We start from the raw sequence: 24,225 nt of genomic DNA, 5'->3' as shown, positions 1-24,225 counted from the left end.
TCTTTATCCGATTTTCTTGAGCTGCGCCTTGAACAGCTGGCCGCGCGCCACATAGCTCGCGGCGCTGGCCTGCAGGCGCAGCAGGTCTTCTTCCGTCAGGGTGCGTACCACCTTGGCCGGCGAGCCGAGGATCAGCGAGTTGTCCGGGAATGTCTTCCCCTCGGTGACCAGGGCGCCGGCGCCTACCAGGCAGCCCTTGCCGATGCGGGCGCCATTGAGGATCACCGCCTGGATCCCGATCAGCGAACCGTCGCCGACCGTGCACCCATGCAGCATCGCCTGGTGGCCCACCGTCACGTTCTTGCCCAGCGTCAGCGGGAAGCCCATGTCGGTATGCATCACCGTGCCTTCCTGCACGTTACTGTTTTCGCCGATGGTGATGCGTTCGTTGTCGCCGCGTAGCGTGGCGCCGTACCACACCGAGGCATTGGCCTCGAGCGTGACCTTGCCGATCAGGGTGGCCGAGTCGGCCACGAAGCTGGAAGGGTCGATCTCGGGCGCAATCTCGCCCAGCTGGTAAATCGCCATGGATGTGCTCGCGGGAGGGTTGAAATGCCGCTATTGTAAACCTTGCGCCCGCGCGCCATCGTCCGGTCGAGGGCAAATGGGGCCTGGCAACGGGAAATCAAGCACGGCGGTATAATGCGAACGATCGTACTTTTTTTTACCGCACTTACCGCTCCGAGGCTCCAATGCACCCCTCCCGATCCGAATTCCTCACTGTGCGCGGCCTGCGCACCCACGTCCGCCACTGGGGCCGCGAGGGCGCGCCCAAGATCTTCATGCAGCACGGCTGGATGGACGTCGCCGCCTCGTTCCAGTTCGTGGTCGATTGTCTCAAGGGCGACTGGCATGTGATCGCTTTCGACTGGCGCGGCTTCGGGCTGAGCGAGCGCTCGCACTCCGACACCTACTGGTTCCCCGACTACCTGGCCGATCTCGAGGTCGTGCTGGACCACTACGCGCCGAACGAGGCCATCCACCTGGTCGGCCACAGCATGGGCGGGAACATCGCCAGCCTGTACGCCGGCGTGCGCCCGCAGCGCATCGCGAAGCTGGTGAACCTGGAGGGCTTCGGCCTGCCCGACTCGCGGCCCGCCCAGGCTCCTGGCCGCTTTGCCCGGTGGCTCGACGAACTGCGCGAAAAGCCCGACATGCGCGGCTATCCCAGCCTGGAAGCGGTCGCGGCGCGCCTGCAAAAGACCAACCCGCGCCTGGCGGGCGAGCGCGCGGCCTTCCTGGCCGGGCACTGGTCGGCGCTGGACGACGACGGCCAGTGGCGCATCCTGGGCGACCCGGCCCACAAGATGAGCGGCCCGCTGCTGTACCACGCCGAGGAAGTGCTGGCCTGCTGGACCCGGATCGCGGCGCCGGTGCTGTGGGTCGAGGCGGAAGACACCGACATGTGGCGCTGGATGGGGCCGAAGGATGAGGCCCGTGCCGAAGTCGACCGCCGCCGCGGCCACCTGAAACAGGTCACGGCGCGCATGGTGCCGGGGGCGGGGCATATGCTGCACCACGACCAGCCGGAGCTGCTGGCGGCCATGATCGAGGCCTTCCTGAATGGGAGCGAGGTGCCGTCGGCGTTGTAAGCATCCGTCACCCGAAGGCGCCAAAATTGCTCTGTGGAAACCACTGTGCTAGAGTCGCTGCTTGAACGGCCACCCGTCGCCGCCCCGACCGACCCACAGGATAGACATGCAAGTTCGCGCCGCCCTCGCGCTCACCGGCGCCCTGCTACTGGCAGGCTGCGCCATGCCGTACAGCCCGGCTCCGGTAGCTACCCATTTCAAGAGCACCCAGCAGGCGAAGTTGCAGGCAGCCGGGCACTGGGGCGTGATCGCGCGCCACATGGCCGGCCAGCTCGCGCCTTCGCTCAAGGTCAACGTGCGCCGTCCGCTCTACGTGTCGTCCCAGCAGTCGTCCGCGTTCGCCCAGGGCGTGAGCAGCCACCTGGTCACGGCCCTGGTCAACGACGGCTACACGGTGGTCAAGGTGCCGGACGCGAACACGCTGCGCATCGAGCTCGATACCCAGGTCGTCGCCTTCTCGCCCAACCGCCCACAGTACAAGTTCGCCGGCGAGCGCACCGCGCTGGTGGCGAGCCTGTGGGTGCTGACCGGGATCGACCACACCATCGAATGGCTGGCCACGGCCGCCATCGCCGGCCAGGACGCCTACTCGTGGTTCCGCTCCCAGTTCGCCACCGGCGCCACGCCGAAGACCGAGATCATCGTCAACCTGTCGCTGGCCGACGACCACCGCTACTACGCGCGCTCGACCAACGTCTACTACACGCTGGACACCGACCGCGCCCTGTACGACGCCGCCTTCCAGCTATCGAAGACCTTCACGGTCCGCAACCAGTAAGGGCCCGCCATGCGAACCACTTTCATGCGCGTCGCCGCGCTGGTCCCGGCCCTGCTGCTCGGCGGCTGCGCCAGCCAGTCGCAGCAGGACACCAATTACACCTCGGTCTCGGCCAACGCTTTCGTGGCCGCCAACTACCGCGCCGCCGACGCGCTGGCGCTGCAACTGCGCGGCAAGCTGTTGGAAGACAAGCCGCTGATCATGGCGACCGTCGTGAACATCGACTCGCTCGAGCAGACGTCGATGCTGGGGCGCCTGGTATCCGAACAGCTGTCCACGCGACTGGCCCAGGGCGGCATGAAGATGCTGGAGATGAAGCTCCGTAACAGCGTCTACCTCAAGCGCGGGCAGGGGGAACTGATGCTCACGCGCGAGATCGGCGACGTGGCCCACACCCACAACGCGCAGGCCGTCGTGGTCGGCTCGTATGCCGAGACCCGCAACGCCATCTTCATCAACGTCAAGGTGATCCAGCCGACCACCAACCTGGTGCTGGCCGGGCACGACTACGTGCTGGCGAAAGAAGCCACGGTACGCTCGATGCTGCAGTCGAACTGAGCCGCAGTTCTTGCACCACACGGCCGGCCGTTGGCGCGTACAATAATCGCCTCCACCGCCATTCGTCCGCCGTGCCATGAAAGTCGACCTCCACTGCCATTCCAATGTCTCCGACGGCGTGCTCGCACCGGCCGCGGTGGCGGCCTACGCCCGCAAGAGCGGCGTCGACATGTGGGCCCTGACCGACCATGACGAGGTGGGCGGCATCCAGGCCGCGCGCGCTGCCGCCGCCGACCTGGGGATGCGCTTCGTGGCCGGAGTCGAGATCTCGGTCACCTGGGCCAACGAAACGGTGCACATCGTCGGCCTGCAGGTGGACGAGGACAACCCCGCGCTGCTGGCCGGATTGCGCGCCACCCGCAACGGGCGCGAGGCGCGCGCGAGAGAGATCGCCGCCCAGCTGGACGCGGCGGGCATCCCCGGCGCCTACGAGGGCGCGCTCAACTACGTGGGCAACCCGGACCTGATCTCGCGCACCCATTTCGCCCGCTACCTCGTCGAGATCGGCATCTGCGGTTCGACCCCGGAAGTCTTTCGTAAATACCTCACCGAGGACAAGCCGGGCTATGTGCCGCACCGCTGGGCCACGCTTGCCCAGGCGGTCGGCTGGATCCGCGGCGCCGGCGGCGTCGCCGTGATTGCCCACCCGGGCCGCTACAAGTTCAGCGCTACCGCCGAAGGCGCGCTGTTCGACGAATTCCGCCAGCTCGGCGGCGCCGCCATCGAGGTGGTCACCGGCAGCCACACGCCCGACCAGTACGGCATGTATGCCGAGCAGGCGCGCCGCTACGGCTTCCTGGCCTCGCGCGGCACCGATTTCCATGCGCCGGGGGAAGCGCGCGTGGAGTTCGCGGAATTGCCGCCGCTGCCGGCGGGGCTCACGCCGGTCTGGCACGACTGGGTGTGACGGTTTTCCTAGGGTGGGCAGGTTTCCTGCCCACGCATTCAACCGGCTTCACATTCATCGCTGCGTCTGTTTACACGTGATTTGAACGCGTGGGCAAAGGATTTGCCCACCCACGGGCCGCAGGCTCGTCGATCCCACGGCCGAGCCCTTGAATTCCCTACCCTCGAGCCCAATCTTGGCAGCCTGATATCTTCTTGCTGCCCGGAGGGCCCGTTCCATGAAACGCATCGTGTTGTTCCTCGCTACCAACCTGGCCGTCGTGCTGGTGGTGTCGCTCGTGCTGAACCTGCTGGGGGTGGGGCGCGCCGTCACGGGGCAGGGGATCGATGTCGGCGCGCTCGCCGTGTTCTCGCTGGTGGTCGGCTTTACCGGCTCCTTCATTTCGCTCCTGCTGAGCAAACCGATGGCCAAGTGGTCCACCGGCGCGCGCGTGATCCAGACGCCCGCCAACAGCACCGAACAGTGGCTGGTCGCGACCGTGCGCAAGTTGTCCGAGCGCGCCGGCGTCAAGATGCCGGAGGTGGCCGTGTATGACGGCGAACCGAACGCCTTCGCGACCGGCGCCTTCAAGAATTCCGCGCTGGTGGCGGTGTCCACGGGACTGCTGGCCAACATGAACCAGGACGAGGTCGAGGCCGTGCTGGGCCACGAAGTCGCCCACATCGCCAATGGCGACATGGTCACGCTGACCCTGATCCAGGGCGTGGTCAATACCTTTGTCGTGTTCCTGGCGCGCGTGGTCGGCTTTTTCGTCGACAAGGTCTTGCTGCGCAACGAAGGCCGCGGCCCCGGCATCGGCTACATGGTCACCGTGTTCGTGTGCGAGATCCTGTTCGGCATCGTCGCCTCGATCATCGTGGCCTGGTTCTCGCGCAAGCGCGAGTTCCGCGCCGACGCCGGCTCGGCCAAGCTGATCGGCACCCCGGTGCCGATGCAGCATGCGCTGGCCCGCCTCGGCGGCCTCGCGCCCGGCGCGCTGCCATCATCGATGGCCGCTTCCGGCATCTCCGGCAGCGGCGGCGGCTGGGGCGCGCTGTTCTCGACCCACCCGCCGATGGAAGCGCGCATCGCCGCACTCCAGGCCCTGCGCCAGGCGCCCACCCGATAACAAGAGACCCCGAATGGCCCAATATTTCCAGATCCATCCCGAGAACCCGCAGGTGCGCCTGATCAAGCAGGCCGCGCAGATCATCACGGGCGGCGGCATCGTCGCCGTGCCCACCGACTCGGCCTATGCGCTGGTCTGCCGCCTCGACGACAAGGGCGCGGTCGAGAAGCTGCGCCGCATCCGCGGGGTCGACGACAAGCACCACCTGACGCTGCTGGTGCACGACCTGTCGGCGCTGGCGCATTTCGCGCGCGTGGACAACACCCAGTACCGGCTGCTCAAGGCCACCATGCCGGGCCCCTACACGGTCATCCTGGAGGCCACGCGCGAAGTGCCGCGCCGCCTGTCGCACCCTTCGCGCAAGACCATCGGCCTGCGCGTGCCGGAGAACCCGATCATGCTGGCGCTGCTGGAGGAAATCGGCGAGCCGCTGATCGGCACCACGCTGCAGCTGCCGGGCGACGACCACATGCTGTCCGATCCCGACGAAGTGCGCGAGCGGCTCGACAAGCTCATCGAGCTGGTGATCGACGGCGGCGCCGGCACGCTGCAGGCCACCACCGTCATCGACCTGACCGGCGACGCGCCGGTGCTGCTGCGCGAGGGCAGGGGCGATCCGGCGGCGTTCGGCCTGTAGTCCGGCGTGCGGGGCTGTGCCCGTCTCCCTGCGCCTTCAGCCTGGCCTAACTGCGGGGCCTTCCGCCTCTGATAGAATCCGCGTATGGATGAAATGATTCGTAATATCGCAGTCTATGCGCTGCCCGTTCTTTTTGCGATTACCCTGCACGAAGCCGCCCACGCCTACGTCGCCCGCTATTTCGGCGACAACACCGCCTATGCCGCGGGGCGCATGACCCTCAATCCCCTGGTGCACGTCGACCTGTTCGGCACCATCGTCATTCCCATCGCGCTCTACCTGACCACCGGTTTCGTGTTCGGCTATGCCAAGCCGGTGCCGGTCGACTTCAGCCGCCTGCGCAACCCGAAGCGCGACATGGCCTGGGTGGCGCTGGCCGGTCCCGGCGCCAACTTCATCATGGCGCTGATGTGGCTGATCCTGGCGGTGCTGCTGGTGGCCTTCGGCGTGGGCGAGGAGTTCCCGCACAAGGTGGCGCAGGCCGGCCTGATCGCCAACCTGCTGATGTTCGCCTTCAACCTGCTGCCGATCCCGCCGCTGGACGGCGGCCGCGTCGTGACCAGCATGCTGCCCAACAGCCTGGCCTACAAGTTCGCGCGCATCGAACCCTACGGCTTCTTCATCGTGCTGGGCCTGCTGTTCTTCAACCTGCTGTCCTTCTGGGTCGGTCCGGTGATGATGCTGGGCCGCATGCTGCTGCAGCTGATCGCCTCCCCGCTGACCTTGCTGCTGACGTGAGCCCCATGCTGAATGTGCCGGTCTCGCCCTGGGTCGCGCGCTTCGCACCCTTGGCGAAAGACGGCGAGGTGCTTGACCTGGCCTGCGGCACCGGGCGCCATGCGCGCCTGTTCGCCGCGCGCGGCCTGCAGGTGCTGGCGCTGGACCGCAACGCCGACCACTTGGTGCAGCTGGGCGGCCCGAACATCGCCACGCTGCAGCACGACCTCGAGATCGAGGGTGCGGTATGGCCCTTCGAGGCCGGACGCTTCGCCGCCATCGTCGTCACCAACTACCTGCACCGGCCGCTGTTCGCCGACCTCGCGCGCAGCCTGCGCCCCGACGGCATCCTGATCTACGAAACCTTCGCGCAAGGCAACGAAGTCTTCGGCAAGCCCTCGAACCCGGACTTCCTGCTCGCGCCCGGCGAACTGCTGGCGCTGGCGGCGAACGGCGGCCTGCAGGTGCTGGCCTATGAAGACGGCCATGTCGAGCGTCCGCATCCGGCCCAGGTCCAGCGGCTGTGCGCGGCGGGCCCGGCCTTTGCCAAAACCGAAGCAGGGCTCGACCATATTGTGTCCGTGAAATGAACCATACCGGCGGGCGATCCGCTACAATCAGACTTTTATTTACTTAGTGGCACGGTCAACGCATATGATTAAGGGAAGCATCGTAGCAATCGTCACCCCGATGTTCGAGGATGGCAGTCTTGACCGCGATTCGCTGCGCAAGCTGCTCGACTGGCACATCGCGGAAGGCACCGATGGCATCGTCATCGTGGGCACCACGGGCGAGTCGGCCACCGTGTCCCCGGAAGAGCACGGCGAACTGATCAAGCTGGCGGTGGACCACGTCGCCGGCCGCATCCCGGTCATCGCCGGCGCCGGCGCCAATTCGACGGTGGAGGCCATTGCCCTGACGCGCCACGCGAAGGAAGTCGGCGCCGACGCGACCCTGCAGGTAGTCCCTTACTACAACCGCCCGACCCAGGAAGGCATGTACCGCCACTTCAAGGCGATCGCCGAAGCGGTGGACCTGCCGGTCATCCTGTACAACGTGCCCGGCCGCACGGTTGCCGACATGAGCAACGAGACTGTCGCGCGCCTGGCGGCGATCGACAACATCATCGGCATCAAGGACGCGACCGGCAATGTCGGCCGCGGCATCGAGCTGCTGCGCATGGTCGACCCATCCTTCGCCGTATATTCGGGCGACGACCCGACCGCGATGGCCCTGATGTTCTGCGGCGCCGCCGGCAATATCTCCGTCACCGCCAACGTCGCCCCGCGCGCCATGCACGAACTGTGCGCGGCCGCGATGGCCGGCGATATCGCCCGCGCCGTCGAGATCAACAACCGCGTGCTCGACCTGCACGCGCGGCTGTTCGTCGAGCCGAACCCGGTGCCGGTCAAGTGGGCGCTTGCCGAGATGGGCAAGATGCCATCGGGCCTGCGCCTGCCGCTGGCGCCGCTGTCCAGCACTTTCCACGATACCGTGCGTACCGCACTGGCCCAGGCGGGCCTTCTCCAGTCCTGATCCCGCAAGGGTTCCGGTTCCCAGCAACTGACATCGAACGACATGACTATTCGCACCAACAAGAACTTGAACCCGGCGCAATTGGTTTCCGCGCCCGCCGCCGTCCGCGTGCTGACGCTTTCCGCGTTGGCCCTGAGCCTGGCAGCCTGCACCACCGTCTTCGAATCGGACAAGGTCGACTACCGCGGCGCCAAGAAGGCAGCCGCGCTGGAAGTGCCGCCTGATCTCACCGCCCTGCAGCGCGACAACCGCTACGCCGTCCCGGACGGCAAGGGCGTCGCCACCGCATCCGGCTTCCAGCAACAGCAGCGCGGCGCCGTTGCGCAGGGCGCCACCCCTGTCGCGGGCTCGATGGACGCGATCGGCCCGGTCTCGACCGACGCCGTCAGCGTCCAGCGCAACGGCGACCAGCGCTGGCTGGTGGTCAAGCAGACCCCGGAACAGCTCTGGCCGCAGCTGCGCCAGTTCTGGGAAAACCAGGGCTTCGCCATCGAGACCGAGTCGGCAACGACGGGCACCATGGAAACCAACTGGGTCGAGAACCGCTCGAAGATCCCGCAGGACTTCATCCGCAACGCGCTGGGCAAGGTCTTCGACCGCGCCTATTCGACCGGCGAGCGCGACAAGTTCCGCACCCGCCTCGAGCGCCTGCCGGACGGCTCGACCGAGATCTACGTCAGCCACCGCGGCGCCGAAGAAGTGCTGAGCGGCAGCTCGAAGGAAACCACCGTCTGGACCGTGCGCCCGAACGACCCGGGCCTGGAATCGCAATTCCTGGGCCGCCTGGTCGCCCAGCTGACCGGCGTGAAGGAAACCAAGCAGGCCGAGACCATGGTCGCCAACGCCCCGGTGGCGGCCCAGCAGGCCACCCTGAGCGGCAATGCCGTGCAGCTGAGCGAAGGCTTCGACCGCGCCTGGCGCCGTGTCGGCCTGGCGCTCGACCGCGTCGGCTTCACCGTCGAAGACCGCGACCGCGTGCAGGGCGTGTACTTCGTGCGCTATGTCGATCCGGACGCGGCCAACAAGGAAGGCTTCTTCAAGAAGCTGTTCACCTTCGGCAGCGCGGAAGACAAGGCCAAGGAAGCCCAGCGCTACCGCGTCATCGTCAAGGGCGAGCAGGGCGCGTCGACCAGCCAGGTGACCGTGCAGACCAATGACGGCAAGACCGATACCGGCCCGACCGGTGCGAAGATCCTGAAGCTGCTGACCGATGAGCTGAAGTAAACGCGTTGTTGCGGCGAATGAAAAACCGGCCTCGATGGCCGGTTTTTTTCATGTGCCGGTGGTTTGTGGAGTCACCCCACAAACCGGCAGGCGTAAAAAAACCGGCCCGAAGGCCGGCTCTTTCATAACCAGATAAATCTGATTACTTGGTTGCAGCGTCAGCAGCTTGCGAAGCAGCGGTCGAAGCGGCAGCAGCAGCGTCGGCAGCGGTCGAAGCGGCCATCGAAGCAGCAGCAGCAGCGTCAGCAGCAGGAGCAGCGACGGTTGCGTCGGTAGCAGCTGGAGCGACGACGGTGGTGTCGGTGGTGGTTGCAGCAGGCGCTTCAACAGCAGCTGGTGCGACTGGAGCAGCTTCTTCTTTCTTGCTGCAAGCAGCCAGAGCAACAGCCATCAGGGAAACGATCAGCAGGGATTTTTTCATGATTTTCCTTAATATTTTCAAAAGTAAGTACTGCTAGTTGAATAATAATTACCGGTAATTATTGCTCAGCGGAATTCTCGTGCTTTCATTGAAAGCAAGACTGCCAGATAGGCAACGGAACCTTCCTGACCCGATATTATAGCCAAATTTACTTAATCGCAATAGCGAACTCATGCTCTAGCGAAAGTATTTTGCGCTTTAATAAGCTTCATATTGTTACAAGTTGCAACCGGCAAGCCCAGCGACTACTAATAACCGTCTTATAACGTTCAGAGACCGGTTTTGGTTGACGATAAAGTGACTCTAGACTCTTCCCATATCGCATCGAAGCGGTGACGCGGCACGTCGACCGCGCCCACGGCGTCGAAGGCCGCCTCGCCACGCATGTGGTCGCTATGAAAACGCCGTACGACATGCAGGTCGTCCGCGATGCAGAAGGAATCGGTCAGGTTGTCGAGCGTCCTTGGCGTGACCCGGCATTCGGTACAGTGGCTGAAGTCGCGCAGTAGGCGCAGCAGGCGCGGGTAGTGGCGCTCGACGTAAACGGGGGAGTGCATCGCCAGCCGCAGCACGCCGCCGCGCGCAAAGAACGCCCGCAGCAGTGCGTCGACCTCGCTCGACCCCAGGGGAAAGACCTCGAAATCCGGATCGAACAGGTCCAGGCGCGTGCGCGCGGCGGCCAGGCAGGCCCGCAACTGCGCCTCGAATTCGGCGCGGGTGTCGAAACGCAGCGTCCGTGCTTCCTGCATGGCTCCTCCGTCTGTGGTGATTAACCGAGCTCGACCCAGCCGTCCTGGTACCAGGTGTACAGCGCCTCGAGCACGTCGTCGGTGGCGCCGGCGAGCTGGGCGCCGGCCAGGCGGCGCTCGTTGGCCAGCACGTCCAGCACGGCCTTGTCGGCGCGCCCCACGGCAAACGACTCGCCATTGATGAAGACGTTCTTGCCGCGGTAGAGCATCAGGGTCTTGCTCGACAGTTTGAGGCCCTTCTTCGCGGCCTGTTCCATGAAGCGGCCCACCACCAGCGGCTTGGCCGGGGCGGTGAAGAACACATTGTGCTTCGGTTCGGACAGGTATTCGCCCAGGAAGATCGCGACGTCCTCTTCGTCCCAGCGCACCTTGTTGAGTTCTTCGGTAATGGTGGACAGCATCTCGCGCGGGATCTCGGCCGGGTTTTTTGCCGGCTGCAGGTCCGGATCGGCATAGCGGCCCGGCAGGTCGATCGAGTCGGCCATGAACTGCAGGAAGGCTTCGCCGATTTCCTGGTAGCCCGGTGAGCGGAAGCCGATCGAATAGGTCATGCATTCGCCGATCGCCACGCCATCGTGGGCATAGTGCGGCGGCAGGTAGAGCATGTCGCCCGGCTCGAGCACGAATTCTTCCTCGGCCTCGAAGTTGGCCAGGATCTTCAGCGGCAGGCCTTCGACCAGGTCGAGGTCCTGCTGGGCGCTGATGCGCCAGCGGCGCTTGCCCTGGGCCTGCAGCAGGAAGACGTCGTAGGAATCGAAATGGGGACCGACGCCGCCGCCGTCGCCGGCAAAGCTGATCATCAGGTCGTCCAGGCGCGCGTCCGGGATGAAGCGGAACTCGCGCAGCAGTTCGTCGGCGCGTTCATCGAAGAGATTGGCGCCCTGGACCAGCATGGTCCAGTCGCGCTCGGTGCGGGCCGGCAGTTCGGTGAGGGGACCGTGCTGCATGTTCCACTGGCCGTCGCGCAGTGTGACCAGGCGCGACTCGACGTAGTTCTCGCGCGCCAGCGCGGCCAGCTTGTCGAAGGGGAGCAGCGGCTTGAGGCCGGGGACGGCCTGGCGGATCAGCAGCGGCTTCTTGTGCCAGTAATCGCGCAGGAACTGAGCGGGAGTAATATTCCCAAGGAGCTGTAATTTTTTCATGCGCCATTATAACCAGCCAGACAGAGGCTACGCCCGGGCTGGAGGTATAATCCGCACCTTACAATGAAAGGAATCGCGATGAAGATTGCCAAGAATACGGTCGTGACGGTCAACTACAAACTGTCGGACGCCCAGAACAACCTGATCGAGGAAGGTTCGCAGCCGATGGTCTACCTGCACGGCGGCTACGAGAACACGCTGCCGAAGATCGAAGAAGAGCTCGACGGCAAGGAAGCGGGCTATGCATCGACGATCCAGGTCGAGCCGGACGACGCATTCGGCGACTACGATCCTGCCCTGGTCAAGGTCGAAGACCGCAAGCGCCTGCCTGAGCCGCTCGAAGTCGGCATGCAGTTCGAAGGCGTGGCCGATGGCGCGGAAGAAGAGCCGACCATCTTCACCGTGACCGACATCGCTGACGACAAGGTCGTCCTCGACGGCAACCACCCGCTGGCCGGCATGGCCCTGCGCTTCGAGCTGAACGTGGTCGACGTGCGCGCGGCATCGGACGAAGAAATCGCCCACGGCCACGTGCACGGCGCGCACGGCCATCACCATGAAGAGATGGACGACAGCGACGAAGGCGATCATTTCCGTAGCCAGCCGCTGCAGTAATTCTTGATGCGCGCCTGCGGCTTCGTGATTGCGCGGGTGTGCGTGTAACTTGGGTCCCGGCGAAGGTCGGGACCCAAGTTTGCATGAGCAGCCGCTGAAGCCACCTTAGCGCAGCGTTTCCCCCACGCTGAACACATTCTTCCCCTCATCCGCCACGCGCAGCTCCACCGCGTGCGCCCCGACCGACAGATGCCCCATATTGCCGCGCCATTCGATCGCCGGCTTCGCATCCTTGGGCAGCCCGGCGCTGTCGATCACCAGCACCTGCCCCTTGAACTTGGCCGCGTGCATCTGCACCTGACGCCGCGTATCGGCAAAACCGTCATGCCCTGAGGGCGCGCGCTGCAGCAGGGCGCGCAGGCCGTTGGCCGGCTGCAGCAGCGGCAGCATGTTCCCCTCCGAGAACAGCACCACCGCATGGATCTTGTCCTGCCGCGCGATCGCGAACAGGCGGTTCAGCCAGAAGCGGTTGGCCACGGCCCGGTCTTCGTATTCGCTGTTGCGGCCCGCCGCCGGCAGGTAGTGGTTGTTCGCGGCCGGCAGGTTGATGGTGGCGTACAGCACCTTGTCGACCTGCCAGTGCGCGTTCTCGGCATAGCTGCGAAAGCGCGGACTGCTCGACAGGCGTGTGAGCGGCAGCTTTTCCTTGCCGAGCGATTCCGGCTCGCCGTAGAACAGTTCGCGCAGGCGGTTCAGGCGTTCGATGGCATTGGTGCGGCCGGCCGAGTTGCGGCAGCCGGTCCAGTCGCTGCCGGTCAGCGAGACGATCACCGGCCGGCTGGCCTGGTCGAACAGGTCGCGGCGCTTTTGCAGCAGGCGGTCGCCGCAGCCCTCCTGCGCACCCTTGATGCCGGTAACGACCAGGAAAGCCAGGTGCTCGTCCTTGGTGCCGGTCAGCAGCTCCTTGAGCGCCGCTTCCCCGCCGTCGGCGGCGCGGTGCCCGGCCACGACGAAATGATGCGCCTGCTCGTCCTTCTCCTTTTTCTTGTCGCGCGCGCCTGCCGACATCGCCGGCCCCGAGGCCAGCGCGGCCGCGAGCAGGGCGGCGAGGAGGAGGGAACGGCGCGCCGGCATCAGGCAGCCAGCCGCTTCAGCTCGTAGAGCCGTTCGAGCGCTTCGCGCGGCGTGAGCGCATCCGGGTCGATCGCGTCCAGGGCCGTCTGCAGCGCGTCGTTCGATGGCGCATGCGCGGCAGGTTCCTCGATCGCCTCGTGCGGCGCTTCGCTGCCGATGGCGAACAGGTCGAGCTGCGGGGTCGCATCGAGCGCCTGCGATTCGAGGCGCGCCAGGTGCTTGCGCGCGGCCTTGATCACGGCGGGCGGCACGCCGGCCAGCTGCGCCACCTGCAAGCCATAGCTTTGCGAGGCCGGACCGTCCTGCACCGCGTGCAGGAACACGATGTTGTCCTTGTGCTCGACGGCCGACAGGTGCACGTTCACCGCGCTCGGGTGCGTCTCGGGCAGCTGGGTCAGTTCGAAATAATGGGTCGCGAACAGGGTAAAGCTGCGGCTGCTGTCGATCAGGTGGCGCGCGATAGCCCAGGCCAGCGCCAGTCCGTCGAAAGTGGACGTGCCGCGGCCGACTTCGTCCATCAGCACCAGCGAATGCTCGGTCGCGCCATTGAGGATCGCGGCCGATTCGGTCATCTCGACCATGAAGGTCGAGCGGCCATTGGCCAGGTCGTCGCTGGCGCCGATGCGGGTGAAGATGCGGTCGATCGGGCCGATCGTGGCACTGGTGGCCGGCACATAGCTGCCGACATAGGCCAGCAGCGTGATCAGGGCCACCTGGCGCATGAAGGTCGATTTACCGCCCATGTTCGGGCCCGTAATCAGGAGCAGGCGGCGGTCGTTCGACAGCCGGCAATCGTTGGCGATGAAGCGTTCGATCTGGTTTTCCACCACCGGATGGCGGCCCTCGACGATGGTCAGGCAGGGCTCGTCGACGAGCTGTGGCGCGCACCAGTTGTTGCGTACCGCGTGGGAGGTCAGCGCCACCAGGGTGTCCAGCTGCGCCAGGCCGTTCGCGATCGACTGCAAACAGGCGATGAAGGGCGCCAGGTCGGCCAGCAGCTGGTCGTACAGCATCTTCTCTCTAGCCAGTGCGCGGTCTTGCGCCGACAGCGCCTTGTCTTCGAAGGCCTTGAGTTCCGGCGTGATGTAGCGTTCGGCGTTCTTCAGGGTCTGGCGGCGGCGGTAATCGTCCGGCACCTTGTCGGTCTGGCCGTTGGTCACTTCGATGTAGAAGCCGTGCACGCGGTTGTATTCGACGCGCAGGTTGGCAATCCCGGTGCGGGCGCGCTCGCGCGTCTCCAGGTCGACCAGGAACTGGCCGGCGTTCTCGGACAGCGCGCGCAGCTCGTCGAGTTCCGCGTCGAAGCCGCGCGCGAACACGCCGCCGTCGCGCACCATCGTGCTCGGCTCTTCCATCACGGCGCGCGCAAGCAGGTCGAGGCAGGCTTCGGGCGTCGCCAGCAGTTCGTGGACTTCGCGCAGGAGGCAGGTGTCGCCCGGGATGAAGCAGCGCGCCACCTGCTCGCGCAGCGCCGGCAGTTGCTTGAGACCGTCGCGCAGGCAGGACAGGTCGCGCGGGCGCGCCGACAGCAGCGCGATGCGCGTGGTGATGCGTTCGATGTCCGGCACATTCGCCAGCGTGCTGGACAGGCTGCCGGTGGCATCGGCCTGGGCCAGCGCCTCGATCGCCTCGTGGCGCGCGCGCGCCACTGCTTGGTCTCGCTTGGCGTGGTGCAGCCAGTGGCGCAGCAGGCGCGAGCCCATCGCGGTACGGCAGCCGTCCAGCAGCGAGAACAGGGTCGGCGCTTCCTGGCCGCGGATGGTCTCGGTCAGTTCCAGGTTGCGGCGCGTGGCCGCATCCAGCCCGATGTATTCGTTTTCGAGCTCGCAGGCCAGGCTGTTCACGTGCTGCAGGCCGCGTCCTTGGGTCGACTGCGCATAGCGCAGCAGCGCGCCGGCCGCGCCGAAGGCGGCGCCCAGGCCATCGGCGCCGAAGCCGGTGAGGGTGGCGACTTTCATCTGGTCGAGCAGCGACTGGTGCCCTTTCAGGACGTCGAAATGCCATTCCGGCATGCGCTGGGTGTGCGCGACCGGCTCGGATTCGAACAGGTCGGCGCAGTCAGCGCGCAGGATCTCGGCCGGCGCAATGCGCTCGAGTTCATGCGCCAGGCGCGCTTCGACCGCGCGCGCGTCGCCCGAGAATTCCATCAGGCGCAGGTTGCCGCTGGCGAGCGAGAGCCAGGCCATGCCGACGATGACCGTCTTGCGCTGGCTGTGCATGCACAGCGCCAGCAGTGGGCGATCGGCTTTTTCCGGCAGCAGGTCGCTGTCGGTCAGGGTGCCCGGCGTGACCACGCGCACCACCTTGCGCTCGACCGGCCCTTTGGCCAGTGCCGGGTCGCCGATCTGCTCGCAGATCGCGCAGGATTCGCCCAGCTTGACCAGCTTGGCCAGGTAGCCATCGAGCGAGTGGAAGGGCACGCCCGCCATCTTGATCGGCGCGCCGTTCATGGAGCCGCGCGCCGTCAGCGTGATGCCCAGCACCCGCGAGGCTTTTTCCGCGTCTTCGAGGAACAGCTCGTAGAAATCCCCCATGCGGTAGAACACCAGCATAGTCGGGTAGTCGGCTTTGATGCGCATGTATTGCTGCATCATGGGGGTAAGCTTGCTTTTGCCGTTGTCGGTAAGTGGTTGATCTAACGGCATTTGTTCAGCTAAGTCCATGTTCTGTAAGGGCGTGCATTGATTTCTGCGTGTATTCGGGTTTAGTCGCGACACTCCTCAACATACCGCAACACTCCCTATTTTAGCGTAGCTTTTTGAGGTCGCTCATCAGTAGGTTACGCTACAATCTCCGCTCACTAGAGCCGGTAGCCATAAAGCTACGCAGGCGTTACGCCGAGAGGGAATATGCAATTTGATGCAAAGGCCGCGAAGCTCCTAGAGCCCGGCCAACACTTTACCATTTCCGACTGCCCGGGGCTCCGTTTGGAGGCAACGGCAACAACCCGATCGTGGACTTATCGATACAAGAGTCCAGTTGACGGCAAGATGCGTCAGGTGAAGATTGGCACCTGGCCGAAGATGTCGGCCGTGGCCGCGATGAGCGAGTGGGAGAAATTGCGGGCTGTACGTGCGGACGGGCGCGATCCAGCCGAGGAGCGCCGCGCGCAGCGCCGGGAAGAAAGGGCTGCAGATGAGCGTGCCCGCTTGGCCGCTGTGGGTCGCTTGACCGTGCGACGCCTGTGTGATCAGTACCTAGAAGGGCATGTTGATCGGAGCCGGAAAGAGAAGGGCGCTGCCGAGGTTCGCCGACTGTTCGACAAAATGTTGGGGGACTTCGGGGACGTCGATGCCGCAAAGGTTACACGCGCCCAAGCGTTCGACCTGCTGGAATCGTACCTGGACACCCCGGTGGTGACCGCGAAACTGCGTGCAGAGCTAGGCGCTGCGTGGGACTACGCGCACGACGCTGGACGACTTGATCAAGACGCGCCCAACTGGTGGCGGCTAATCATGCGCGGCAAGCTTCGCAGTAAGGGGCATACGCGGGACGGCGCGTCGATCGGGACCGACAAACGCGTTCTAAGCCCGGCAGAGATCGGACAGCTGCTCCGCTGGATGCCAAATTTCTCACGCCTGGTCGGAGACGTGGTCACGATGTATATGTGGACTTGCGCACGTGGTGGCGAAATCGTCTCTATGGAGGCGTCCGAGATTTCCCGTGAGGTCGACGGCATGTGGTGGACCCTGCCAAAAGCAAAAACAAAGAACGCGTGGCGCGAAGGGGCAACTGATTTGCGCGTGCCGCTCATAGGGCGTGCTGAAGCGATCGTACAACGGCGCCTGGAGCTGGTAAGTACTGGTTACTTGTTCCCCTCGAGCGGCCGATCTGGGCACACCGAGCAGAAGAACATCAGTGCGTCAGTGTGGATGCATCAACCATACGCTAAGACCCGCCCTGATTACCTTCGGCCACGCCTGCCGGTTTCTCACTGGTCGGCCCATGACCTACGCCGGACAGGGCGCACGCAACTTGCTGCTCTCGGGTGCCGGGATGAGATAGCGGAAGCGGTACTAGGACACATGCCAGCAGGGATTGCCGGAGTGTATAACCTTCATCGTTATGATCTCGAGCGACGTGAATGGCTGCAAAAATTAAGTGAGCATTATGAAGCTCTGGGGAAAAAATGATGGAGACGTCGAACAGCAGCGGGTGCCAACGTAAGTTGGTATTAATTGAAGATCCGGAATGTGGAGGTTCTGCAACATACCGATCAACTGTTGGAGAGATCGAAGAGGAAATTATCAAACTTAGAATACGGCTGACCGATTTACGCATCAAGTTTCACAGGGATAGCAGCTTAGGGAAAATACTGCGTAATGCTGAGGGCGCAATTTCGGAATGGAAAAGCGGAAAAACAACTGGGCAACGGCGCGCAATTATCGATCTAAATTACGCCCATCGTATTGCGAGATCTATGAATGCGGCAGCATCTGATTGTGGTTCGCTCGATTGTTTTAGAAGGATTGCCAGCAAGCAGATTGCGTCGCTCGACCGTCAACAGTCATGTGGTAAAGATGCTTTGTGGGAACTCGATCTCGCAGCCGATTTGAAGCGGCATGGGATAAATATTGAGCACGCTGAGCCTGATCTGATAGTTAATGTGGGTTTCGGTGATTACGGAATTGCCTGCAAGAAAATATACTCGGAAGTTGGGGTGGAAGCTCAGGTTAGAAAAGGAGTAAAGCAGATCGAAAAATCAGGACATCCGGGTATTGTGGCATTGAATCTTGATGAGCTAGTGCAAGAGCATGCAATATTGGTGACTGACTCGCTGGAAAGTTCATCCAGTTTTCTGAAGAATTTGCATCGAGATTTTTTGCAGCGCAATCATAGGAAGCTAATGCAGTTTGTTCTCAAGGGGCGCTGTGACGGGATTCTAATTTCAACTTTCATATTTCCAGGAATTTGCCGAGGTGGGATAAGCATCGGGGGGCATAGGCAGTCAGTTATGTGGAGTCTGGTTGAGGCAAACGCCGACCAGAAAGAGAGACTGCGATGTTTAATGAAATCAACCTCGTGGAATTAAACAAAATAAGTAGTGGAATATTCGGTGGGCGCGGCGCTCTGGCGTGCTCATCTAAGTCCGATGGCGACCTCCGCTTAATGTCTAGTTGTTTTCGTGCTTAACTCGCGGGCGTCGGTTGGTATGGCCCGTATTCGCCGGCGGTGCCAGATCGGACACGGGCCGCAGTTCAGCCCACTCCTCTACCTCGCGTACCAACCAAGCTACGCGACGGCCGGACAGCTGCCGTGGTTTTGGGAATTCGCCTTCTCTGACCAAGCGCTGAATAGTCGTAGCCGCGAGAGCGACCACACCGGACACTGCCTCCAGTTCGAGGTAGAGAGGCTTCACGATATTGTGTCCTTCAATGTAATTCTTTGCATTGGGCAAGTTGGCAGGTGCTTGGCGCCTTGAGGCTGGCCGCAGCGCACGCAAACGCACGGGGAGCGAGTGATGTACGAGTCGCGCATCAGGCAGCTCCTGGCTTAGCGAGCGCCGCTACCTGGGCTCGGTCCTGCTGGTCGCCATCGAGCGTAAAGATCCTCACCTGCGGCTTCGTGAACATCGATACAGGCGGCCACTGGCTCGGCAGCTCCGCGCCGTCATCCTCTGGCGTGCCGACCAGGTCGAAAAAATGGTTGAGCAGGGCGGTGCGGTACTGCTGCGTGGACTGGAAGGTAATGGCGTAACCGTCGTTCGCTATCAAGTTGTGCAGCGCGCGAAGCATCAGCTTGCTTTCGGTCTCGGTCAGGTGGTCGGTGTTCATGCGGTTCTTTCTGGCGATGCGGTGTTCACTTGAATCTCAATGCTGTCGATGCCGCCTGTGATCCCGGCCAGGTAAACCGTCATCGAGACGCGGCCGCCGTTCTGGTAGAGCGATAGCGCATTGATGAATCGATTGAGGCCTTGGTGCATCACGGGCCGCGCGCAGTGAGCGGACTTGAGCAGCAGCAGCTGCTGTTTGTAGGCCACCGGATCCAGCGGTATGTCCTGGCTGTCGTTCATGGCGACCTCGTCTCAGGCCGCCGCGAGTGCAGCGGTAATGACGTCGCGAGCGGCGGGAGGGCAGACGGCGTTGCCCAACATGTGCACGGCGTCAGCATGCTTGGTCGGGAGGATGTAGTCGTCGGGGAAGCCCATGGCGGCGCGGCACTCCTGCGCCGAGAACATGCGCATCCGGGCACCATCGACGATGGCATGGCGGTCGCGCGTGGTGATCGTCCCGACAGGCCGGCCCAGAGAGCGGCCACCCTTCTCGGCGCCGTAGTAGCTGCTGATGAAGCGGTCGCCATGCATGCGGCGGCCCGATGCGATGCGCGCGAGCGTGTTCTCGGCGCGGCCTGGCTTCCCGATCGGCTGCCAGCTACCAGCGCCGAAGTCGATGAAGCTGCTGGCCGGAACGTGCGCGCGCTTCTCCAGCCGGATCATCAGCGGATGCTTCGCGCGTGCTGCCACGATGAACAGGCGCTCGCGGTGCTGCGGCACCCGTGGTCGGCGGCGTCGACGATCATCGGCGTCAGCGCGTAGCCAAGCGCGTCCATGGCGGCGCACCAGGCCGGGTATAACGCCCAGCCGGTGAACTCGGGAACGTTCTCGATCACGGCCAGCTCGGGACGGTGGTACTCGGCGGCCGACACGACAGCCCAAGCGGTGGACCGGCTGGCATCGTGCTGCGGGTTGCCGTTGGCCTTGCCGCGCGCTTTGCTATGGCCTTGGCAGCAGGGCGACGCCATCAGCAGGTCATGCGTCGGCACGTCCCGCCAGTTCGCCTGCTGCAGGTCTTGGCATAGGTGCGAAGCGCTCGGGTGGTTGCGGGCGTGGATCTCCACTGCGGCTGGCCAGTGGTTGGCCGCCCATACGACTTCGATTCCAGCCATGTGGGCGTCAGTGCTGAAGCCACCTGCGCCTGCGAAGAGGTCGATTGCTTTCACTATGCTGCTTCCTTTGCTTGGGCCATGGCTTGCGCGCACATGGCACAGGCACCGTGCTGGACAAGCTGCTTGGCCGTGACGATCTTTCCGCAGGCGCACTGCTTGCGACGCAGGCTGATGGGGGTAGCGGTAGACGTGCGCTCGCGGAAGCGCTCAAGCGTCCCTGCGCTGGGGGTTCCGAATCTCATGGTTCAACCTCGTTGGGTGAATCGATATCCGATAGGGCGAAAAACGCCTCCACTTCGGCGACGGCTCGGGCGAACCGCTGCACCGGGATCCGATGCAGGGCGGCGTCGATGTTGGCGATCACCAGGCGCAAGCGCGCCGCCTCATCAGGCTCTACGGTGATGCCGCTGGTCAGCTCGTAGCGATCGCAGATGGCATTCATCAGCGCGGAGCCCGGGTCGACCAGGTCGGCGCGCAGGCCGGCGCGGGTCAGCGATGCGAGCATCTTTGACAGGGTGTTATAGGCGCCGACGCTCGGTTGTTCGATCAGGGACTCGCCCGCCATGCGCACCTGAAGTGCGAGCCGGTCGCGCGTCTCCGTCGCCATCGGCACGTTGGCCTTCGGCTGGAAAGTGGGGCGGCGGTGGGAGCGCATGGCGGACCCTACTTACGGCTTGCCGATGAGCACGGTGAAGCCGTTCTCGCGGGCCTGGTTGATGTAGGCCTGGAAGGCGTCCTCGATCGCGTTCTCGGCGCGATCCAGCTCGTACCAGAACTTCACCTTGCTGCTGTGCAGGCGGTACTTCAGGCGGGCGCGGACCTTATAGCCCTCGCCGTTCTTGAACAGGCGGGCGCCGATGGTGAACTCGCGCGGGATCTCGATCAGCCCGGTACCGGCGCGAGCATCGATCGTCTCGTTGTAGGTGAGCTGCACCTGGCCGTTGTCGAGACGGCGGTGGCTGCTGAAGTTGACCTCGGTCTTGGCCTGCAGGGTGAGCGCGACCTGGAGCAGCGTTTCGCCGGAGGGCTCGACCACGTCGGCGATGTTGTCTTCCAGGAAGATGGCGAACTCTTCCTGCTCCATCGGCCTTTTGTCCGAGCGCATCCAGGTGCTGAACTCGCGGCTGAGCTCGGCCTTGAATACGGCGCGATGATCTCGCCAGCCGGCCTCTTCGTCGCTGTGGACGTGGTCGTTGAGGACAGCAGTTAGCGTGCGTGCCTCGGGGTCGGCGTAGATGTACACCTTGCCCGGCTCGCCCTGGTCCGCGACGAACACGTTGAAGCTGGAGATGTCGCTCAGCTGCACCGTGCCCGTCTTGCGGTTGGGTGCTTGGCCCGCGCGTTCGATGATGCCGGTCACGTCGACGTGTTTGTAGTGTTCCGGGATGATGATATAGCTGGCGCCCCCTGCTTCCTGGAGAGTTGCCGCAGCGAGCGACATCTCGCTGATTTTCTCGATGGCCCGGGCCAGTCCGTTATTGTTGTCGTTCACTTCGATGCTTCCTTAAAGGTGATGGGTTGGGCGGTGGCGGCTTCGCGCAGCGGGAGCGAATGCTGACGCGGGTGGTTGCGGGACAGGTCGTTCTCCTCGGTCAGCCAGAAGAAGTCTTCGCCGCGTTCCGGCTTCGGCAGCGTCACGGTGATGCTGTCGGCGATGACGATCTTGTCCACGTCCGAGCCGCGGCCAGCTGGCTTGACCTTGAGCTTCAGCGTGATCTCGCCGCCTTTGCCGGTTTCCTTGACCTTCTCGAGGAGCGCCGCCATCTGGGTTGTAAGCTCGGTATGGGTGCGGCCGTCACGCAGCTCCTGGAGGAAGAGGCCGAATGCACGCGAGCTCATGCCGCCGCCGCGTGGTGCAGTTCATTGACGGGGACGCGCCAGGGCGCGCCGCCGAGGGTGCCCTCCACGCGCACGAGGGCGATCTTGGCGCCGTTGCTGATGTCCGTCTTGATGTCCTCGACGGTGCCGTTTTGCGGGCCATGCTCGCTGTCGAATTTGACAGCGCTGCCGGCGGCAATGGTGTTGCGGTCCATGGTTCTCCTTTGGGTAAAAGTTAGTTTTGGCCTGCGGCAGCGCAGAGCAGGGCGCGCAGGTCGGTGGTGTCGCCGACGCTGGCCGGGACGGTGAAGGTGATGCTGAAATCGCGGGTGTCGGTAACGACGCCGAAGGGTTCGACCTGACCGTTGGCCAGCAGCCATGTGAGCAGCTGCTTGTCGGTGGCCTTGCCGCCGCTGCGCGCGATGACGCCTGCGGTGACCTTGCTCTTTCCCGATGCCTGGGCAGCTTCCAGACCTTCCCGGATGACCGTGCCGGCCTTGCTGCCGTGCTTCTTGACGATGTTCAGCGCAGCGGTACCCGAGATCTGGCCGGCGTTGACCGCCTGGTGCACGTCGCTGTTCGATTCGGCGAGCAGCAGCATGTCTTTCACGTGCTGGCCGGACTTGCCGCGACGGTCGGCGATCTGCTTCTCGGTCCAGCCGAAGCCGATCAGCTTGCGGTACTGGACACCGAGCTGCAGCGGCGTGAGCGCCAGGCCGGATGCACTGTTGAGCATGTGGGCGACGCGGTCGGCGTCGTTCCCCCGGAACTGGCGGCAGTCGAGAGCCTTGATCTCGAAGCCTTTGGCGATCGCATCGAGCGCTGCAGCGTGGCGATGGTGGCCGTCCACGATCAGGATGCGGTTGTCGTCGACACGCACGTCGAGCGGAGGGAAAGTCGCGCCGTTGCGCAGGGCCAGCGACATCTCGGCCACGTGGTCAGCATTCAGTGGGCGAGCGTTAAACCCTTCCTCGACCTCCATGACGCGCGGGTCGACGGCAAACTGGCTCGTCTTCGATACGGCCGGGTTGTTCTTGTCTTCGGCTGCGGCCTTCAGGGAGGCCATGTGGTTTGCGTATGCCATTGTTAATTGTCGTTGGCCTGCAGCTTCTTTACGTCGATGCGCGCGCGGCGCTGCATATGCCGGCGGGCGACGGCCTCCAAAATAACTTTGAGGGCAGGGTGCTTGAGCATCTCGTCCAGGTCGGCATCCGTTTGGAGCCTCATGTGCGCCACTTCGAGGGCGGCGCGGTCTGGTGAGATGCGCTGCATGTCAGTACATGCGGAACTTGTAGGCCCGGCGGATCGACTCGATGCGTCCCAGGCCGGTGAAGCGGAAGTAGCGGTAGCCGGCGAAGAAACCCATGTCAGGCTCCAGCAGCCGCAGTGTGCGCTGGTGGGAGGACGGTCTCGCACAGGCTGTAGAGCACCGCGTCAAGCTCGCGTTCCCCCAGGCGCTCCATCATTCCGGAGAGGCGCGCAACGAACGAATTGAGGCGGCCATCGGTATCGAAAGGATGTTCAGTGGAGGCGGTTGCAGCGCAGCTTTTGATGGCTTCGCGAATGTTGGCGACGGTCGTCATCACTGCACTTGGTCGCTAGTGACTGTGATACCGCAAGGGATGTCAGCGAAGCGCTCGGCAGCGTCTTCGGCAGCCTGGCCGGCCGAAGCGGCGATGGCACTGTAGACGTGCGGCGCGGTGCCAGTTTGGACAGTGATTTTGAAAATGCTCATTCTTGTCTCCTAGATCTAACCTGGGAGAACTATACACGAATGAATAGAAAGTGCAATACGCGAACGAATAGTTGTTGCGTAAAAAAGTCGGTAGCTGGGGTGCAGTTACGATGCCACTATGCGCGATGCGGATCGCTGTGGCTGAGAAGGATGGTCGACTCTCGGCTTAGAGAGCGTGCTTTGTATGGCGAAGGTCGTACAAGGATTTGCCCACACAATTCTTGTTCCACGCAGTGGTTGAGGTATGAATTTTCCCCTTCGCGTAGGTGGCGTGCTCCAGATTCACACCTCCGAAACCATTCTGGGCTCTGTATTCGATACAGACGACGCTCGCGTCCTCGTTAGCTGCGAACGACGCCCACTGAACGGTGTCCGGATTGCGAAGCGAAGACTTAATTGACTTGGCAACGAGTACGGTTTTTTGAAACCTGGCTTCCGCGACCGGATCTGGCGGCTTTTTTGGGGTGGCTGTAGCTGCCGGCCCAGACCCTGAATTTTGTCCAATGATCGCGCTGACTACAGTTATGGCGAAGAACCCGCCCACGATCTTTGTAAAGAGGCTGGTTTTAGCTTTAGGTTGAGCCCCGCATTGAGGACAAGCATTTGCTTGATCGCTAACCTTGGCTCCGCATTCGCGGCAGGAGATCAGTGCCATGTGTTACCTAATTCGGCATCTCAGCGTGCCGTTTCGCATCTGGAGTCTAACGTACGGTGACCCTGCAAAAGCTC

The 24,225-nt window shown here is 63.8% G+C and carries 33 protein-coding genes; 13 read left to right on the top strand and 20 right to left on the bottom strand.

Annotated elements, in window-relative coordinates; all coding sequences use genetic code 11:
- Positions 1-3: 3 nt before the first annotated feature.
- Positions 4-528: a gamma carbonic anhydrase family protein gene (locus AC3XQU_RS07430; protein WP_489873504.1), complete on the bottom strand. Its 525-nt coding sequence runs from the start codon at positions 526-528 to the stop codon at positions 4-6.
- Between the two features lie 164 nt (positions 529-692).
- On the opposite strand from AC3XQU_RS07430, the gene AC3XQU_RS07425 reads away from it, so the two are divergent.
- The 10 genes from AC3XQU_RS07425 to bamC all read left to right on the top strand — a co-directional run bounded on the left by AC3XQU_RS07425 (position 693) and on the right by bamC (position 9,057).
- Positions 693-1,592 (top strand): alpha/beta fold hydrolase, encoded by a 900-nt coding sequence (locus tag AC3XQU_RS07425; RefSeq protein ID WP_489873503.1) that lies wholly within the window; start codon positions 693-695, stop codon positions 1,590-1,592.
- Between the two features lie 106 nt (positions 1,593-1,698).
- A complete protein-coding gene (locus AC3XQU_RS07420; RefSeq protein WP_489873502.1) occupies positions 1,699-2,370 on the top strand; it encodes a hypothetical protein in 672 nt (223 codons plus the stop codon).
- Positions 2,371-2,379: 9 nt separating this feature from the next.
- Entirely contained in the window at positions 2,380-2,928 is a 549-nt protein-coding gene (locus tag AC3XQU_RS07415; RefSeq protein WP_489873501.1) for a FlgO family outer membrane protein, read from the top strand.
- A 76-nt stretch (positions 2,929-3,004) separates the two neighbouring features.
- Positions 3,005-3,835: a 3',5'-nucleoside bisphosphate phosphatase gene (locus AC3XQU_RS07410; protein WP_489873500.1), complete on the top strand. Its 831-nt coding sequence runs from the start codon at positions 3,005-3,007 to the stop codon at positions 3,833-3,835.
- Between the two features lie 217 nt (positions 3,836-4,052).
- The gene (gene htpX / locus AC3XQU_RS07405) at positions 4,053-4,943 is read left to right on the top strand and encodes a protease HtpX (RefSeq protein WP_489873499.1); all 891 of its coding nucleotides are present in this window, start codon (positions 4,053-4,055) and stop codon (positions 4,941-4,943) included.
- Positions 4,944-4,956: 13 nt separating this feature from the next.
- Positions 4,957-5,580, top strand: coding sequence for an L-threonylcarbamoyladenylate synthase (locus tag AC3XQU_RS07400; protein ID WP_489873498.1), 624 nt, complete (start codon positions 4,957-4,959; stop codon positions 5,578-5,580).
- Positions 5,581-5,664: 84 nt separating this feature from the next.
- A complete protein-coding gene (locus AC3XQU_RS07395; RefSeq protein WP_489873497.1) occupies positions 5,665-6,318 on the top strand; it encodes a site-2 protease family protein in 654 nt (217 codons plus the stop codon).
- Positions 6,319-6,323: 5 nt separating this feature from the next.
- Positions 6,324-6,887, top strand: coding sequence for a class I SAM-dependent methyltransferase (locus tag AC3XQU_RS07390; RefSeq protein WP_489873496.1), 564 nt, complete (start codon positions 6,324-6,326; stop codon positions 6,885-6,887).
- Positions 6,888-6,951: 64 nt separating this feature from the next.
- A complete protein-coding gene (dapA, locus tag AC3XQU_RS07385) occupies positions 6,952-7,833 on the top strand; it encodes a 4-hydroxy-tetrahydrodipicolinate synthase (RefSeq protein WP_489873495.1) in 882 nt (293 codons plus the stop codon).
- Positions 7,834-7,875: 42 nt separating this feature from the next.
- The gene (gene bamC, locus AC3XQU_RS07380; RefSeq protein ID WP_489873494.1) at positions 7,876-9,057 is read left to right on the top strand and encodes an NlpB/DapX family lipoprotein; all 1,182 of its coding nucleotides are present in this window, start codon (positions 7,876-7,878) and stop codon (positions 9,055-9,057) included.
- A 142-nt stretch (positions 9,058-9,199) separates the two neighbouring features.
- On the opposite strand, the gene AC3XQU_RS07375 is transcribed toward bamC, so the two are convergent.
- The 3 genes from AC3XQU_RS07375 to AC3XQU_RS07365 all read right to left on the bottom strand — a co-directional run bounded on the left by AC3XQU_RS07375 (position 9,200) and on the right by AC3XQU_RS07365 (position 11,369).
- A complete protein-coding gene (locus AC3XQU_RS07375; RefSeq protein WP_489873493.1) occupies positions 9,200-9,478 on the bottom strand; it encodes a hypothetical protein in 279 nt (92 codons plus the stop codon).
- Positions 9,479-9,747: 269 nt separating this feature from the next.
- Entirely contained in the window at positions 9,748-10,227 is a 480-nt protein-coding gene (locus tag AC3XQU_RS07370; protein WP_489873492.1) for a DUF7931 domain-containing protein, read from the bottom strand.
- A 20-nt stretch (positions 10,228-10,247) separates the two neighbouring features.
- Entirely contained in the window at positions 10,248-11,369 is a 1,122-nt protein-coding gene (locus tag AC3XQU_RS07365) for a JmjC domain-containing protein (protein ID WP_489873491.1), read from the bottom strand.
- A 78-nt stretch (positions 11,370-11,447) separates the two neighbouring features.
- Here AC3XQU_RS07365 and AC3XQU_RS07360 point away from each other — a divergent pair, with 78 nt between their 5' ends.
- Positions 11,448-11,984: an FKBP-type peptidyl-prolyl cis-trans isomerase gene (locus AC3XQU_RS07360; RefSeq protein ID WP_489873490.1), complete on the top strand. Its 537-nt coding sequence runs from the start codon at positions 11,448-11,450 to the stop codon at positions 11,982-11,984.
- A gap of 105 nt (positions 11,985-12,089) precedes the next feature.
- Here the strand turns inward: AC3XQU_RS07360 and AC3XQU_RS07355 are convergent, their stop codons facing one another.
- Positions 12,090-13,058: a hypothetical protein gene (locus tag AC3XQU_RS07355; protein ID WP_489873489.1), complete on the bottom strand. Its 969-nt coding sequence runs from the start codon at positions 13,056-13,058 to the stop codon at positions 12,090-12,092.
- Positions 13,058-15,703: a DNA mismatch repair protein MutS gene (gene mutS / locus AC3XQU_RS07350; protein ID WP_489873488.1), complete on the bottom strand. Its 2,646-nt coding sequence runs from the start codon at positions 15,701-15,703 to the stop codon at positions 13,058-13,060. The genes AC3XQU_RS07355 and mutS overlap by 1 nt, the downstream gene beginning before the upstream one ends.
- Positions 15,704-15,907: 204 nt before the next feature.
- Here mutS and AC3XQU_RS07345 point away from each other — a divergent pair, with 204 nt between their 5' ends.
- Both AC3XQU_RS07345 and AC3XQU_RS07340 read left to right on the top strand, forming a co-directional pair.
- A complete protein-coding gene (locus AC3XQU_RS07345) occupies positions 15,908-17,191 on the top strand; it encodes a tyrosine-type recombinase/integrase (protein WP_489873487.1) in 1,284 nt (427 codons plus the stop codon).
- A complete protein-coding gene (locus AC3XQU_RS07340) occupies positions 17,188-18,090 on the top strand; it encodes a hypothetical protein (protein ID WP_489873486.1) in 903 nt (300 codons plus the stop codon). Before AC3XQU_RS07345 ends, AC3XQU_RS07340 begins: the two co-directional genes overlap by 4 nt.
- Positions 18,091-18,171: 81 nt before the next feature.
- On the opposite strand, the gene AC3XQU_RS07335 is transcribed toward AC3XQU_RS07340, so the two are convergent.
- The 14 genes from AC3XQU_RS07335 to AC3XQU_RS07270 all read right to left on the bottom strand — a co-directional run bounded on the left by AC3XQU_RS07335 (position 18,172) and on the right by AC3XQU_RS07270 (position 24,151).
- Entirely contained in the window at positions 18,172-18,387 is a 216-nt protein-coding gene (locus AC3XQU_RS07335; protein WP_489873597.1) for a helix-turn-helix transcriptional regulator, read from the bottom strand.
- Between the two features lie 148 nt (positions 18,388-18,535).
- Entirely contained in the window at positions 18,536-18,832 is a 297-nt protein-coding gene (locus AC3XQU_RS07330) for a hypothetical protein (protein ID WP_489873485.1), read from the bottom strand.
- Positions 18,829-19,071 (bottom strand): hypothetical protein, encoded by a 243-nt coding sequence (locus tag AC3XQU_RS07325; protein WP_489873484.1) that lies wholly within the window; start codon positions 19,069-19,071, stop codon positions 18,829-18,831. The genes AC3XQU_RS07330 and AC3XQU_RS07325 overlap by 4 nt, the downstream gene beginning before the upstream one ends.
- Before the next feature lie 12 nt (positions 19,072-19,083).
- Positions 19,084-19,494, bottom strand: coding sequence for a DNA cytosine methyltransferase (locus AC3XQU_RS07320; RefSeq protein ID WP_489873483.1), 411 nt, complete (start codon positions 19,492-19,494; stop codon positions 19,084-19,086).
- Complete coding sequence (locus tag AC3XQU_RS07315; RefSeq protein WP_489873482.1) at positions 19,494-19,997, bottom strand: DNA cytosine methyltransferase; 504 nt, start codon at positions 19,995-19,997, stop codon at positions 19,494-19,496. The genes AC3XQU_RS07320 and AC3XQU_RS07315 overlap by 1 nt, the downstream gene beginning before the upstream one ends.
- 184 nt (positions 19,998-20,181) lie before the next feature.
- On the bottom strand, positions 20,182-20,598 hold the full coding sequence (locus tag AC3XQU_RS07310) for a hypothetical protein (RefSeq protein ID WP_489873481.1): 417 nt from the start codon (positions 20,596-20,598) through the stop codon (positions 20,182-20,184).
- A gap of 12 nt (positions 20,599-20,610) precedes the next feature.
- Positions 20,611-21,435, bottom strand: coding sequence for a DUF2303 family protein (locus tag AC3XQU_RS07305; protein WP_489873480.1), 825 nt, complete (start codon positions 21,433-21,435; stop codon positions 20,611-20,613).
- Positions 21,432-21,782, bottom strand: coding sequence for a YfdP family phage-associated protein (locus tag AC3XQU_RS07300; protein ID WP_489873479.1), 351 nt, complete (start codon positions 21,780-21,782; stop codon positions 21,432-21,434). The genes AC3XQU_RS07305 and AC3XQU_RS07300 overlap by 4 nt, the downstream gene beginning before the upstream one ends.
- Positions 21,779-21,976, bottom strand: coding sequence for a hypothetical protein (locus tag AC3XQU_RS07295; RefSeq protein WP_489873478.1), 198 nt, complete (start codon positions 21,974-21,976; stop codon positions 21,779-21,781). The genes AC3XQU_RS07300 and AC3XQU_RS07295 overlap by 4 nt, the downstream gene beginning before the upstream one ends.
- Before the next feature lie 20 nt (positions 21,977-21,996).
- Positions 21,997-22,827: a ParB/RepB/Spo0J family partition protein gene (locus AC3XQU_RS07290; RefSeq protein WP_489873477.1), complete on the bottom strand. Its 831-nt coding sequence runs from the start codon at positions 22,825-22,827 to the stop codon at positions 21,997-21,999.
- A gap of 20 nt (positions 22,828-22,847) precedes the next feature.
- Entirely contained in the window at positions 22,848-23,033 is a 186-nt protein-coding gene (locus tag AC3XQU_RS07285; RefSeq protein WP_489873476.1) for a hypothetical protein, read from the bottom strand.
- A gap of 95 nt (positions 23,034-23,128) precedes the next feature.
- Positions 23,129-23,344, bottom strand: coding sequence for a hypothetical protein (locus AC3XQU_RS07280; RefSeq protein ID WP_489873475.1), 216 nt, complete (start codon positions 23,342-23,344; stop codon positions 23,129-23,131).
- A complete protein-coding gene (locus AC3XQU_RS07275; protein ID WP_489873474.1) occupies positions 23,344-23,496 on the bottom strand; it encodes a hypothetical protein in 153 nt (50 codons plus the stop codon). Before AC3XQU_RS07275 ends, AC3XQU_RS07280 begins: the two co-directional genes overlap by 1 nt.
- A gap of 166 nt (positions 23,497-23,662) precedes the next feature.
- Entirely contained in the window at positions 23,663-24,151 is a 489-nt protein-coding gene (locus AC3XQU_RS07270) for a zinc ribbon domain-containing protein (RefSeq protein ID WP_489873473.1), read from the bottom strand.
- Positions 24,152-24,225 lie beyond the last annotated feature (74 nt).

This window comes from Telluria sp. AZSoR62 (assembly GCF_058111565.1).
The sequence above is the reverse complement of the archived record's forward strand: the minus strand, read 5'-3'. Positions and strand labels throughout refer to the sequence as shown.